Annotated in this window: 12 protein-coding genes; 4 read left to right on the top strand and 8 right to left on the bottom strand. The window is 59.3% G+C overall.

Going from position 1 to position 13,002, the window contains the following annotated elements; genetic code table 11:
* Positions 1-363: 363 nt before the first annotated feature.
* Together AACX99_RS19315 and AACX99_RS19320 are read left to right on the top strand one after the other, a co-directional pair.
* Complete coding sequence (locus AACX99_RS19315) at positions 364-1,431, top strand: phosphotransferase family protein (RefSeq protein ID WP_339414051.1); 1,068 nt, start codon at positions 364-366, stop codon at positions 1,429-1,431.
* A gap of 38 nt (positions 1,432-1,469) precedes the next feature.
* Positions 1,470-2,237, top strand: coding sequence for an SDR family oxidoreductase (locus AACX99_RS19320; protein ID WP_339414052.1), 768 nt, complete (start codon positions 1,470-1,472; stop codon positions 2,235-2,237).
* Between the two features lie 58 nt (positions 2,238-2,295).
* Here AACX99_RS19320 and AACX99_RS19325 read toward each other — a convergent pair whose 3' ends face one another.
* Positions 2,296-2,943 carry a hypothetical protein gene (locus tag AACX99_RS19325; protein ID WP_339414053.1) on the bottom strand — a complete coding sequence of 216 codons (648 nt, stop codon included), beginning with the start codon at positions 2,941-2,943 and terminating at the stop codon, positions 2,296-2,298.
* 102 nt (positions 2,944-3,045) lie between these two features.
* On the opposite strand from AACX99_RS19325, the gene AACX99_RS19330 reads away from it, so the two are divergent.
* Entirely contained in the window at positions 3,046-3,831 is a 786-nt protein-coding gene (locus tag AACX99_RS19330; RefSeq protein WP_339414054.1) for a TSUP family transporter, read from the top strand.
* Here AACX99_RS19330 and nudC read toward each other — a convergent pair.
* From nudC to AACX99_RS19365, 7 genes are all read right to left on the bottom strand, one after another.
* Positions 3,799-4,626, bottom strand: coding sequence for an NAD(+) diphosphatase (gene nudC / locus AACX99_RS19335; protein WP_339414055.1), 828 nt, complete (start codon positions 4,624-4,626; stop codon positions 3,799-3,801). The two genes, AACX99_RS19330 and nudC, sit on opposite strands and share 33 nt — an antisense overlap.
* A gap of 2 nt (positions 4,627-4,628) precedes the next feature.
* Entirely contained in the window at positions 4,629-6,308 is a 1,680-nt protein-coding gene (locus tag AACX99_RS19340) for a ferrous iron transporter B (protein ID WP_339414056.1), read from the bottom strand.
* Between the two features lie 50 nt (positions 6,309-6,358).
* Positions 6,359-7,171, bottom strand: a complete 813-nt coding sequence (locus AACX99_RS19345) for a crotonase/enoyl-CoA hydratase family protein (RefSeq protein ID WP_339414057.1) — start codon at positions 7,169-7,171, stop codon at positions 6,359-6,361.
* A 240-nt stretch (positions 7,172-7,411) separates the two neighbouring features.
* Positions 7,412-9,670 (bottom strand): Orn/Lys/Arg decarboxylase N-terminal domain-containing protein, encoded by a 2,259-nt coding sequence (locus tag AACX99_RS19350; protein ID WP_339414058.1) that lies wholly within the window; start codon positions 9,668-9,670, stop codon positions 7,412-7,414.
* A 393-nt stretch (positions 9,671-10,063) separates the two neighbouring features.
* A complete protein-coding gene (gene dnaQ, locus AACX99_RS19355; protein ID WP_339414059.1) occupies positions 10,064-10,807 on the bottom strand; it encodes a DNA polymerase III subunit epsilon in 744 nt (247 codons plus the stop codon).
* On the bottom strand, positions 10,800-11,252 hold the full coding sequence (rnhA, locus tag AACX99_RS19360; RefSeq protein WP_339414060.1) for a ribonuclease HI: 453 nt from the start codon (positions 11,250-11,252) through the stop codon (positions 10,800-10,802). The genes dnaQ and rnhA overlap by 8 nt, the downstream gene beginning before the upstream one ends.
* A gap of 18 nt (positions 11,253-11,270) precedes the next feature.
* A complete protein-coding gene (locus AACX99_RS19365) occupies positions 11,271-12,050 on the bottom strand; it encodes a class I SAM-dependent methyltransferase (RefSeq protein ID WP_339414061.1) in 780 nt (259 codons plus the stop codon).
* A gap of 96 nt (positions 12,051-12,146) precedes the next feature.
* Between AACX99_RS19365 and gloB the strand changes: the two genes are divergently transcribed.
* Positions 12,147-12,920 carry a hydroxyacylglutathione hydrolase gene (gloB, locus tag AACX99_RS19370; protein WP_339414062.1) on the top strand — a complete coding sequence of 258 codons (774 nt, stop codon included), beginning with the start codon at positions 12,147-12,149 and terminating at the stop codon, positions 12,918-12,920.
* The last annotated feature ends 82 nt before the right edge of the window (positions 12,921-13,002 follow it).

The following is a 13,002-nucleotide window of genomic DNA, read 5'->3' on the forward strand; positions in this document are numbered from 1 at the left end:
CTGGCTCACCTGGGCCAACCAGCGCTGAAAGGCTTGAGTATCCATGGTGGGCTGACCTCACAAGCGGATGTCTGCCTTAAAGCTTAGTCCTTGCAACACGGTCTTGGGACATAGCCTTTTTTATGGCCGCCATCCATGGCCGCCATCCATGGCGGCCATCCTACAGGCCGTCGCTACGCGACATTAACACTGGCTCCCGACCATTGTTTTATGGCTAAAAACTAAGCTTGAATGACCGATTAGGTAGCTTGATTGGGTAGCAACACGCCCGCCTATAACGGCGGGTAATTCTTGTGAGCCGCAGGTTGCAGCATTAGATTAGCTAATTATCTTAGGCACCCATCATAAGCAGAAGGGATAAACATGGCGCTTACTGACCAGTCCACCCGAATCCGCGAAGGCGAAGAACTCGACGCCGCGGTCATCGACCAGTACCTCAAGGCGCGTATCCCCGGTCTGACGGGCGAGCCACGCATCAGCCAGTTCCCCGGCGGCGCCTCGAACCTGACCTACCTGCTGGAATACCCGGACAAAGAATTCGTACTGCGCCGCCCGCCCTTTGGCCACAAGGCCAAATCCGCCCACGACATGGGCCGCGAGTACCGCATCCTCAATCAGCTCAACGCCGGCTTCCCCTACTGCCCGAAAGCCTATGTGCACTGCATCGACGAGTCGGTGATCGGCGCTGAGTTCTATGTGATGGAACGGGTCAACGGCATCATCCTGCGTTCGGACATGCCGGCCGAGCTGAACTTCAGCGCCGAGCAGACCCGCGAACTGTGCAAGAGCTTTATCGACAAGATGGTCGAGCTGCACAACGTCGACTATCAGGCCTGTGGCCTGGGCGACCTGGGTAAGCCCGAAGGCTATGTGCAACGGCAGATCGGTGGCTGGAGTGATCGCTACGACAAGGCCCTGACCCCCGACGCGCCGCTGTGGGAGCCGGTCAAAGCCTGGCTCAAGGACAAGATGCCTGCCGACCACCATAAGCCTGGCATCGTGCACAACGATTACCGCTTCGATAACGTGATCCTCAACCCACAGAACCCGAGCCAGATCATCGGCGTGCTGGACTGGGAGCTGACCACCATTGGCGACCCGCTGATGGACCTGGGCAACACCCTCGCCTACTGGATCGAAGCCGGCGATTCCGCACCGATCCAGATGATGCGTCGCCAACCGAGCAATGCGCCAGGCATGCTCACCCGTCAGCAGTTCGCCGACTACTACGCCGAACGCTCGGGCATCGAGATCAAGAGCATCGATTTCTACTACACCTACGGCCTGTTCCGCCTGGCCGGCATTGTGCAGCAGATCTACTACCGCTACTTCCATGGCCAGACTCAGGACAAACGCTTCGCGCAGTTCATTCACATGAACAAGCTGTTGGAGCAGATGAGCCTGCAGGTCATCAATAAATCGCAGCTGTAAACGGCCGAACAGGCCCCCTAAATAGGAAAGAAAAAGCCATGTCCAAGACCCAACTGTTCGACCTCGACGGCAAGATCGCTTTCGTTTCCGGCGCCAGCCGTGGCATCGGTGAAGCCATCGCCAAATTGCTGGCCCAGCAAGGCGCTCACGTGATCGTCTCGAGCCGCAAAATCGACGATTGCCAGAAAGTTGCCGACGCCATCATCGCTGACGGCGGCAAGGCCACCGCCGTGGCCTGCCATATCGGCGAGATGGAACAGATCAGCAACGTCTTCGCACAGATCAAAGAGCAATTCGGCCGCCTCGATGTGCTGGTCAACAACGCCGCCACCAACCCGCAGTTCTGCAACGTGCTGGACACCGACCTGGGCGCGTTCCAGAAGACTGTCGATGTGAATATCCGTGGCTACTACTTTATGTCCATCGAAGGCGGCAAGCTGATGAAGGCCAATGGTGGTGGCAGCATCATCAACGTCGCCTCGATCAACGGCGTTTCGCCGGGCGAATTCCAGGGCATCTATTCGGTAACCAAGGCTGCAGTAATCAGCATGACCAAGGTCTTCGCCAAGGAATGCGCGCAGTTCGGCATTCGCTGCAACGCCCTGCTGCCAGGCCTGACCGACACCAAGTTCGCCTCGGCGCTGGTGAAGAACGATGCCATTCTCAACCTCGCTTTGCAGCGTATCCCGCTCAAGCGCGTAGCAGACCCAAGCGAAATGGCCGGCACCGTGCTGTACCTTGCCAGCGATGCGTCCAGCTACACCACAGGCGTAGCGCTGAACGTGGATGGCGGCTTCCTCTCTTAAGAAAACCTGCCCAATAAAAAAGGCGACCTAGGGTCGCCTTTTTTACATCCACAGAAATTCACTGCCAGTCTTTCAGCGCCTGTTTGGCCGCCGGATTCATCGGCTCGGCGAGCAAGCCGGCAGGCGTCAGGTTGATGCTGTAAACCGCCTCATCAGCCAGCGGTAGGTAGGTCACCCGGCGCGCCTGCGGATCGAAGATAAGCAGATCATGCTGGCCCAACCGCAGCCAACGCCACAGATCGATACCATAAGGACTGCGCGCCAGTTCGACCCGGGTGTGCTGCGCCAGACTTTGCTGCTCAATGGAGAGGAAACGCCCCGACAGTTTCTCCAGGCGATAACCCGGCTGCAGGCCGATCAATGCCGCCACGCCCTTCCACTGCAAGAAGCGCGCATCCAGTTGCCAGAGATCACCCTCCATGGTCAGCGTGCGCTCACGCCCCCCCTCCAGCACACTGACTCGATAGAGCGGGCCGTCAGCCTTGAAGCTCAGCGTGGCCAGCGGTTTTCCTTCAGGGATTGGTGCATAGCTGCGTAAATCGTTGGCCAGCACGCCAATCAGCGCGGCAAGGGCAAGAAATGCCAGGCCGCAGGTGCCACGCAACCAACCAAGAAACCACTGCCGATTGAACAGGATGCGCGCCGCAACAAACGCTGCCAGTAACGCCAGCAATGCCATTGCCCATGCCAGTCCGCCGTATTGCATTGCTGTGCATTCCTTATGCTTGAAATTGTCGGCATTATGCGCAGCTACTTGGCTGGCGAACAGCCAGAGAACACCACAATTAGACACAGGACGTGTTTTTAAATGGCTTTCCCGTTTGAACTCAGTGTTGACCTAAGCACTTTGGCGATTCTCGCCCTTGTCGCGTTTATTGCCGGCTTTATCGATGCAATTGCCGGCGGTGGCGGCTTGCTGACCATTCCCGCGCTGCTGACTGCCGGCCTGCCGCCGCACCTGGCCCTGGGCACTAACAAACTCAGCTCAACCTTTGGCGCGGCCGCCGCGAGCTACACCTTCTACCGGCGCAAACTGTTTGCCCCCAACCAATGGCGCAATGCATTGATCGGTACAGCCGTCGGCGCCCTGCTTGGCGCCGCCATGGCGCAATGGCTGCCCTCAGAGTGGTTGAACCAGCTTTTACCTGCAGTGGTGTTTGGCTGCGGCCTGTACCTGCTGTTCGGCAAAACCCCAGCCGCACCGCTGCTCGCCGAGGCACCTATTGCCAAAGGCAGGCAATGGCCACAAAGCCTCAGCCTGGGTTTTTATGATGGGGTGGCAGGCCCAGGCACTGGCGCTTTCTGGACAGTCAGCAGCCTGCTGCTCTACCCACTTGACCTGGTCAAAGCCAGCGGCGTAGCCCGCAGCATGAATTTCGTCAGCAACATCTGCGCCCTGAGCGTGTTTATCATCAGCGGGCAAGTGGCCTGGCTGCTGGGCATCTGCATGGGCTTGGCGTTGATGGTCGGCGCGTTTCTCGGCGCACGTACGGCAATCAAGGGCGGTTCGAAGTTTATCCGCCCGGTATTTATCTTGGTGGTGCTGGCGTTGACCGTGCGCCTAGCCTGGCAGCACTGGTTCGGGCAGGCCTAGACGACGTGCTACATAGACGTCGATCAGATAGCGGGCAATCGAGCGTGCCGCCGGCAATGGCGGTAGATCATGCACACTGAACCACTGGGCATCCTCGATTTCGTCGGCCTGCATGACGATATCGCCCGAGGCGTATTCGGCATGAAAGCCCAGCATCAGTGAATGCGGGAATGGCCAGCCTTGGCTGCCCAGGTACTGCAGGTTGCTGATCTCGACCCCAACCTCTTCACGTACTTCACGGGCTACGCAGTGCTCGACCGATTCCCCCGCTTCTACGAAGCCCGCAAGGGTGCTGTAGACCCCGGCAACAAAGCGCGGCGAGCGCGCCAGAAGAACCTCATCGCCGCGAGTGACCAGCACGATCATGCTCGGTGAAAGCCGCGGATAATGCTGCAGCTCGCACTGCATGCAGTGCATCGCGCGCTCGCCCGGCAAATGCTGCATCGCTCCACCGCAGCTACCACAGAAGCGGTGCTGGCTCGCCCAGGTACCAATCTGAGTGGCATAACTGAGTAATCTAAAAATGTCGGCATCGCCCTGCAGCATAAACTGGCGCAGGCTCTGCCAGGCGCAGCCAGGCATGTCGAACGGCTGGCTCAGCTCCAGCAGGTAGACCGCATCACCATCAAAATGGCCGAGGCCGTGCTCAGCAATGATTGGCAAATCCTGCTTCTTCAGCCATTCACGGGGAAACAGCACACCATTGCTGTCCGCGAGAAAGTGCTGCTTGCAGTGCACGACCACCCAGCCACCGGGTTGCTGACTGTCGAGCAGCGTGGCTTGCCAACGTTGCATGCTCAAGCCCCCAGCGGCATGCCCAGGGCTCGCACGCTTTCCGCGGCAAGATCAAGCACGCTTGGCTGGGTTTCCGGACGCATCACCGCACCGGCTTCGAGGTAGTACTCAAGACTACTGAGAGCATCAGCCAGGGTTTCCAACATCTGTTCAGACGGCATTTGCTGCGCATCGAACATATGCTGCTGGATGTAATCGGCGCAGGCACCGACCAACAACGCGGCGCGCTCTTGACCGAGGAACCACAGCCCACCGCGAACGGCTTGTAGGCTGAACGGCACGTTGGATAGGTGCATACGATCACCACCCGACTCCAAGTATGCGGTAATCGCACGCTTGGCTAACGCCAGGCCAGCCTGGGCCTCATCGACGACGACTATGCGTGCCTCGTTGAGCTGATGCAGGGCGAACGACTCAGCCTCATCACCCGGTTTAGCCTGGGCAGGCCGCGTTTCACGGCGCTCGCCACGCTCCAGGCTGGCGACCATACCTTCGACATAAAGCACAGCATCGGCCAGCTTGTGCAGCTCCTCCGGTGCGGGGGCGCTTTCTTCGCTCCAGTTGGCAACGGTTTGCAGTTGGGCATTAAGGGAGTTGCCGGCCGAACTCAGGCCGACCATGCCAAGGGTCTTGCTCAACTTTCCGAGCAAGGCATGCAAGCTGTTGAGGCTATCGCTTTGCAACGTACCGCGCTCGATCAGGTCGAGCATGTCCTTGACGCTATTAAGCTCTTCACGGATCGCCGAGCTCAGCGAACGCATGACGGCCTGCCCTGGGCCGGCCAGGCGTTGGTATTCCTCTTCCAGCAGGTGATCGGTAAAGGGCAGCGGCATTAGGCCAAACACTTCACTTAGGGCTGCCGCTTGCGGCCCGCGCGTGTCTGCTAGGGCGACCAGATAGAGCAACTCCTTGAGGTGCCCACGCGGCGCTTCGTACTGTCCGTTAACAAGCATCTGCTTGAGTTCGCGATCAATTCGCGAGAACAGCTGTTTACGCGACTTGCGCGCCAGCAGTTGGCCCTCGACCTGCGCCTCAACGGCCGCCGCACCAATCCAGCACAGGCGACCGCGCGGTTCGTTGGCAAACAAGCTGTCGAGACGCGTCAGTGCGCGCCCCATCAGCTTGAGACTGGCTTGAGGGTTCTGCTCACGGATAAAACCCAGCAGCCCCACCTGATACATGTGCCGCAGACGACGCCCTTCACTTTCACGGGCGGCGCCATCTACCGATGGCGGCGAGGTTCGCGGACGAGCGTGGTCGAGGCGCACGCTGAAGAAGAAGCTTTCCGGCAAGGCGGGCTGGCCGCCGGCCTGTCGCAGATCGTTGATCGCCGGCAGCAGCAGCTCCGGCATTTCCTGACGATGCGCCTCAACATTTTCCAGATAACGGCGCAGCACGTGCAGCGCATTGCTCAGGGCCGAAAGCTGGACATCGCGCTCTTCACCAGCGCCTGCGGGAATATCGGTGGCTTGATCCAGTACTTCTTGAGCCAGCAGTTCGGCACCGGCTAGTTCGATCAAGTTCAGTGTGCCGCGTACCTGATGCAGGTTTTCCACGGCCTGTTGCAGCAGGCTACCGTTGTGACGATCGGCGATAAAATGCTCGAGGCTCGACTCTGCCTCTTCCATGGTGGTGAACAGTTCATCGCGCACCAGATTAAGCGACGTGGCTCCAGAAACCATGAGCTATTGCGCCTCCCGCGTCGGTGATAAAAACAGGTGGTAAGGCAGCATCAGTCAGCGAACTCCGGTTTCTGCTTGCTCATATGAGCCGTCATGGCCACCCGCAGGTCCGCCGACTGCAGCATGGCGGCGTTCCAGGTGGCGATATATTCCAGGCCGTCATCGACCCGGTGATCACGCATGTAGCGAAGCATTTCCTTGGTACCGCGAATTGCCACCGGCGACTTGCTGGCAATCTCGCGGGCGATGCCCATCACGCCATCAAGCAAGGCATCGGCATCGGCATAAGTGCGATTGACCAGACCGATACTACGCGCCTCCTCACCATCAATGGTGCGGCCGGTAAAAGCCAACTCGCGCATCATGCCATCGCCAATAATGCGCGGCAGACGCTGTAGGGTGCCGACGTCGGCGGCCATGCCGATGTCGATTTCCTTGATCGAGAACTGCGCATCAGCCGTCGAGTAACGCATGTCGCAGGCCGAGATCAGATCGATCGCACCACCCAGGCAATAACCTTGAATGGCCGCAAGAACCGGCTTGCGACAGTTATCCACGGCATTGAACGAGGCCTGCAGCTCAAGAATCTTGCGTCGCAGCTTTTCAGCATTGCGGCCAACATCCGGGCCCAGCTGGCTGCCGACGGAAGCCAGCATCATCAAGTCGATGCCAGAAGAGAAATGCTTGCCCGCACCGGAGATCACCACTGCCCGCACTTCATCGGTGTCATCGGCCCAGCGGAAAATCTCGATGATTTCACGCCAGAAGTCCGAGTTCATCGCGTTGACTTTCTCTGGGCGATTGATCACCACATGGGCGACCTTATCTGCCAACACGACATTAAAGGCTTTGTAGTCGGACACGGCAGTCATCCTCAGCAGGGGTGCAAGCGCACAATGAAAATTTTCTTATGCTAAAAATCGAGCAACTATAACAACCAACTGACAAATGTCGATGCTGGTCACTGTGACGCAGAACACGTCATCAAAGTTAAGCTCAATTTTGACTTATCGGCGATAAGCGCTTGATCTACTGAGAAACACTGGCGGAAAGCCGGCGAATAACACCGGCGCCGTTAGATAAAGCCGCAGGCCAGGACGGAATCAGGCCTTGATGCAGTCCACGGTGTAGATCCCCTCCTCACGCTGCAGGCCATGCACATCTGCATCGAAACCAGGGAAGCTGCGATCAAACGTGCGGGCAAATGCCAGGTAATCAATGATCGAGCGCGTCTGCGCGGTAAAGCGCTCGCCCGGCATGATCAGCGGAATACCTGGCGGGTATGGCACCAGCATTACGGCGGCAATTCGACCTTCCAGATGCTCAATCGGCACGGCCTCTACCTCGCCACGCACTAACTGGTTATAGGCGTCGGCAGGTTTGATTGCCACTTCCGGCAGCACGGTGTACATGCGCTTTAGCGCCTTGGCCGTGGCATTTTCTCGGTAGCAGGCATGCAAGGCATCACACAAATCGCGCAGGCCCATGCCTTGGTAGAAGGTCTTGCCGGCCTGAGCAATCGAGGGCAGTACATCGCTTAATGGCAGGTTGGCGTCATAGCTGCGCTTGAACTCCAGCAGCTCGGTCAGCAAGGTGCTCCACTTGCCTTTGGTAATGCCCATGGAGAACAGCACCAGGAAGGAATACAGGCCGGTCTTCTCAACCACCAAGCCACGCTCCCAGAGGAACTTGCTGACCACGGCAGCCGGAATACCCCGCTCGTCCAACTTGCCGTCGGCGGTCAGCCCTGGCGTCACCAAAGTGACTTTGATCGGATCGAGCAGCACGTAATCTTCGGCAACATCGCCAAAGCCGTGCCAATCGGCTTGCGGCTGCAGCAGCCAATCCTGAGTCACCACGTCATCGGCGCCTTCGGCCTTGGCCGGTTGCCAGATACTGAACCACCAGTCATCGCTGCTGAGGTTCTGCCGCAAGTTGGCCAATGCACGACGGAAGCTCAGGGCTTCATCGAAAGTTTCCTGAATCAATGAGCGTCCCGCCGGACCTTCCATCATCGCCGAGGCCACATCCAGCGAAGCGATGATGCCGTACTGCGGCGAGGTGGAGATGTGCATCATAAAGGCTTCGTTGAAGCGATCCCGATCCAGCTGACGCTTACCACCGTCCTGCACGTGGATCATCGAGGCCTGGCTGAACGCGGCCAGCAGTTTATGGGTGGAGTGAGTGGTAAACACCAGCGGCGTATCTTCGGTGCGCGCGGTGCCCATGCCGTAACGCCCGTTGTAAAACTCATGAAATGCCGCATAGGCGTACCAGGCCTCATCGAAATGCAGCACTTCGACGCTATTGCCTAGGGTTTGTTTGATCAGCTCGGCGTTGTAGCAAAGGCCGTCATAGGTCGAGTTGGTCACCACCACCAGCTTGACCATCGCCCCGCTGCTGCTCGGCACGCGACCGCGTGCCAGCGGGCTGGCATCGATCTTGGCCTGAATCGATTCACGGCTGAATTCGGACAGCGGAATCGGCCCGATAATCCCCAGCTCGTTGCGTTCCGGGCACAGGTAGAGCGGGATCGCGCCAGTCATGATGATCGAATGCAGGATCGACTTGTGGCAGTTGCGATCCACCAGCACCAGGTCATCGCGGCCAACCATGGAATGCCAGACAATCTTGTTCGCCGTTGAAGTGCCGTTGATCACAAAATAGGTGTGATCCGCGCCGAAATTGCGCGCCGCGCGCGCCTCAGCCTCGGCCAAGGGGCCGGTGTGATCAAGCAGCGAACCCAGTTCGGGCACCGATACCGAAAGATCCGAACGTAAGGTGTTCTCGCCGAAGAACTGGTGGAACGCCTGCCCTACCGGGCTTTTGCGATAGGCCACGCCGCCGCCATGGCCAGGGGTGTGCCAGGAATAGTTGGACTGCGCAGTGTGTTGCACCAACGCTTTGAAGAATGGCGGCAGTAGACAATCCAGATAATTGCGCGCGGCGCGGGCAACCTGGCGAGCGAGAAACGGCACGGTGTCTTCGAACAGGTAGAGAATGCCGCGCAACTGGTTGAGATCGACCATGGCCTCTGCCGGTGCGTTCTCGATGGTCACCTGTTCGCCCAAGGCGAAAATCGGCAACTGCGGTGCACGACGGCGAGCGATGCGAATCAGCTCGACCATGTCCTGCAGCAGGTTCTTGTTTTCCCCCGCGCCTTCGGCGGCCACCAGAATGCAGGCCAGGCCGTGGTGGGTGGAGGCTACGATACGCCCCTCAGCGGAGCTGGCAGTGGAGAGAATGCTGAAGCCGTCCTGCTCCAGTTCTTGGGCGATGGCGCGAACCCGATCACCGGCCACGGTATCGGCCTTGATGTCACGGTGCACGATCAGGACGGGGAATTTTAGGTCTTTATACATTGTGGCGTCCCTGGAAGTGGCAGGCCCGAACCTGCCTATCGCCTCAGGGTAGAGGCTGGCTCCGCCAGGCGGAACCCCCTCTGCGTGACGCTGTACGAAAAGGTCGCGAGTGGATAACTCGTTAGGGTCTGTTACCGTTTCAGCGCGGCCGCGCCGGAGCCTGTTTTAGCGCGAGGTAAGGCACGAGACGCGAAGTTTGGTGTTCCAAATGAGCGTCGAGAAACGCCGCATCGCGCTAAAACAGGCCCGGCCCTTCGGGTTGCGCGCAAAATCTCGCCATGCGGTGTTGTGGGACTTGGCAAGGGAACACCATTCCCTGCGTCCCACGCCTAGCCTGGCGAGATTTTGCGCGGCAACGCGACTCGCGATGAAACGGCAACACACCCTAGGCTCTCAGGCCTCAGCCGTGGGCTGCTCCATCTGCACCCAGAGCGGCGGCGCGCCAGCGGATTTTTCGATAATCGCCAGACGCGCTGCATGCTCGGCAAGTTCTGCAGCGCTAGCCTGAATCACCCGCGTACGCGCGCGCTCAGCAGGCAGGCGGCGGATCGCACTGGGTTGCTGACGGCCATTGCTGTCGCCTTCCGAGCCATCGCCTGCCAGGGACAGATTGGTCTGCCCGCCGGTCATGGTCAGGTAGACGTCAGCAAGAATCTCGGCGTCGAGCAAGGCGCCGTGCAGGTCACGGCCGGAGTTGTCGACGCCATAACGTTTGCACAGGGCGTCGAGGTTGTTGCGCTGCCCCGGGTGGCGCTCGCGGGCCATCATCAGGGTGTCAAGGATTGAGCAGTGCTCGCTGATATCGGCGCGGTCGTCCTGCTTGATCAGCGCGAATTCGTTGTTGATAAAGCCAACGTCGAACGCCGCATTGTGGATGATCAACTGTGCGCCTTTGATGAACTCGAAGAACTCATCAGCGACTTCCTTGAAGCGCGGTTTGTCTTTCAGCGCCTCATTGGTGATGCCGTGGACAGCGATTGCGCCTTCGTCGATCTCGCGATCAGGCTGCAGATAAACGTGAAAGTGCCGGCCTGTCAGGCGCCGGCCGATCAGTTCAACACAGCCGATTTCGATGACCCGATGGCCATCAGCCACCGGCATACCAGTAGTCTCGGTATCGAGCACCACACTACGCATGCTTCAACCCTCTTATTTCATCCACACCGCGATTGGCCAATTGGTCGGCGCGCTCGTTACCCGGATGACCGGTATGGCCGCGCACCCATTGCCACGTCACCTCATGACGATTGACCTGTTCGTCCAGCGCCTGCCATAGATCGGCGTTCTTCACGGGCTCTTTGGCGGCGGTTTTCCAGCCGCGCTTCTTCCAGTTCGGCATCCACTCCTGGATACCCTTCATCACATATTGCGAGTCGGTAATCAGGCGTACCGAACAAGGCCGAGTAAGCGCGATCAGGGCGCAAATCGCCGCCATCAGCTCCATGCGATTATTCGTGGTATTGGGCTCACCGCCCCACAGCTCCTTCTCCACACCCTTGCAAACCAACAACGCGCCCCAGCCACCGACGCCAGGGTTACCCTTGCAGGCACCATCGGTGTAGATCTCGACCTGTTCACTCATGTATCTACAATCTCTCGCTCAATTAATCGGCCGATGTTGTTCATCTGGCGTTTCGCGCCGGCTGACTTTGGCCACGGGCATGGGGATCAACTTGCCCACAGCTTGCCGGCTGGGTTGGCGTAATGGCCGCAGCCCCACCACCAGCTTGCGCGCCACCAGCACATAAAAGCCGCCACCGGGTGGCTGCCAGGCCGCGCCCAGTCGTTCCAACCCAGCCAGCCGCGTCTGCCAGGCCGGCGCAGAAAGCGGCGGACGATAGCACCCGAAGCGGCGTTTCTCCAGCGCGAAGCCCAGCAGGTGCAACCAGTCGCTGACCCGACTGGGCGCAATACAGCGAGCCTGACGCAGAGCGTCGCGGGCAAACAGATGACGCGCTCCCCAGCTGCTCATTGGATTGATCCCGACGATCAGCAGATGACCACCCGGGCGCACGCTGCGCGCTGCTTCACGCAGCAGGCCGTGGGGCGACAGGCTGAAATCCAGACCATGCTGCAACACCACCACATCGGCAGCGTGCTCGGTCAACGGCCAGGATTGCTCCTCACAAACAATCTCCACGCCCTTGAACGGCGCCCCAAGCCGCACGCTGCGCTGAATCTGCTGAGCGTCCGGCGGCGTATCGGCCGCTGGGCCGTAATGCACCAGATAACCACCAAAGAAACGCGCCAGTTCTTCTTCCAGCAGTTGCCGTTCCTGTTCCAGCAACAACTGCCCAAGAGGGCTGCTCAGCCAGCTGCGCGCTGCGGCGATAAGATCGAGCCATTCACTGTCCGCGAGGGCAAATGGATGATCGGACATAAATACTGCTCCCGTTTCATTCACCGCGGCACCAAGTAGTCAGCACCGCCGATGCGACCTAAGATGCACCTTTGTGCCCTGCTTAGCGACCCGCTCATGATTAAAATCGACGCCCTGCCTGCATTCTCCGACAACTATATATGGCTCTTGCAAGACGCTGAACAGCGCCGCTGCGCGGTTGTCGACCCGGGTGACGCCACGCCCGTCGAAACCTGGTTGGCGGCCAACCCCGGCTGGCAGCTAAGCGACATTTTGATCACCCACCATCATTTCGACCACGTCGGCGGTATTGAACGGCTGAAGGCGATTACCGGTGCGCGGGTATTGGGCCCGGCCAACGAAAAGATTCCTGGCTGTGAGCTGGCGCTGCGCGACGGCGACCAAACAGAAGTGCTGGGCCAGCGTTTCGAGATCTACGAAGTGCCCGGGCATACCCTGGGGCATATCGCCTATATCCAGCCCGAACAGCACTGGCTGTTCTGTGGCGACACACTGTTTGCTGGCGGCTGTGGCCGCCTGTTTGAGGGCAGCCCCGAACAGATGTTCAGCTCGCTGAGCCGCTTGGCCGCCCTCCCCGAACAGACTCAAGTGTTTTGCACCCACGAATACACCCTGAGCAACTTGCGCTTTGCCGCGGCTGTTGAGCCCGATAACCCGCAAATCCAGCAACGTCTGGCACAGGTCAGCCAATGGCGCGAAGCCGGACAAATCAGCCTGCCGTCATCAATTGGCCTGGAGCGTATAACCAATCCTTTTTTACGCAGCGCACAACCGTCGGTCGGCGCCCGTATCAGTGAGCGTGAAGGGCCCGCGAACCGCTCGCCAGCGCAGGTTTTTGCCGCATTACGCGCCTGGAAGGACCATTTCTAAACCTCGACAACCACACAAAAGACTGGTTAAAACTTGACCAGCGGCATGTTGATTCCTAGAATCGCCCGACCTTTTCGCCGAG

Source organism: Pseudomonas sp. EA_35y_Pfl2_R5 (assembly GCF_963970805.1).
GTDB lineage: Bacteria > Pseudomonadota > Gammaproteobacteria > Pseudomonadales > Pseudomonadaceae > Aquipseudomonas.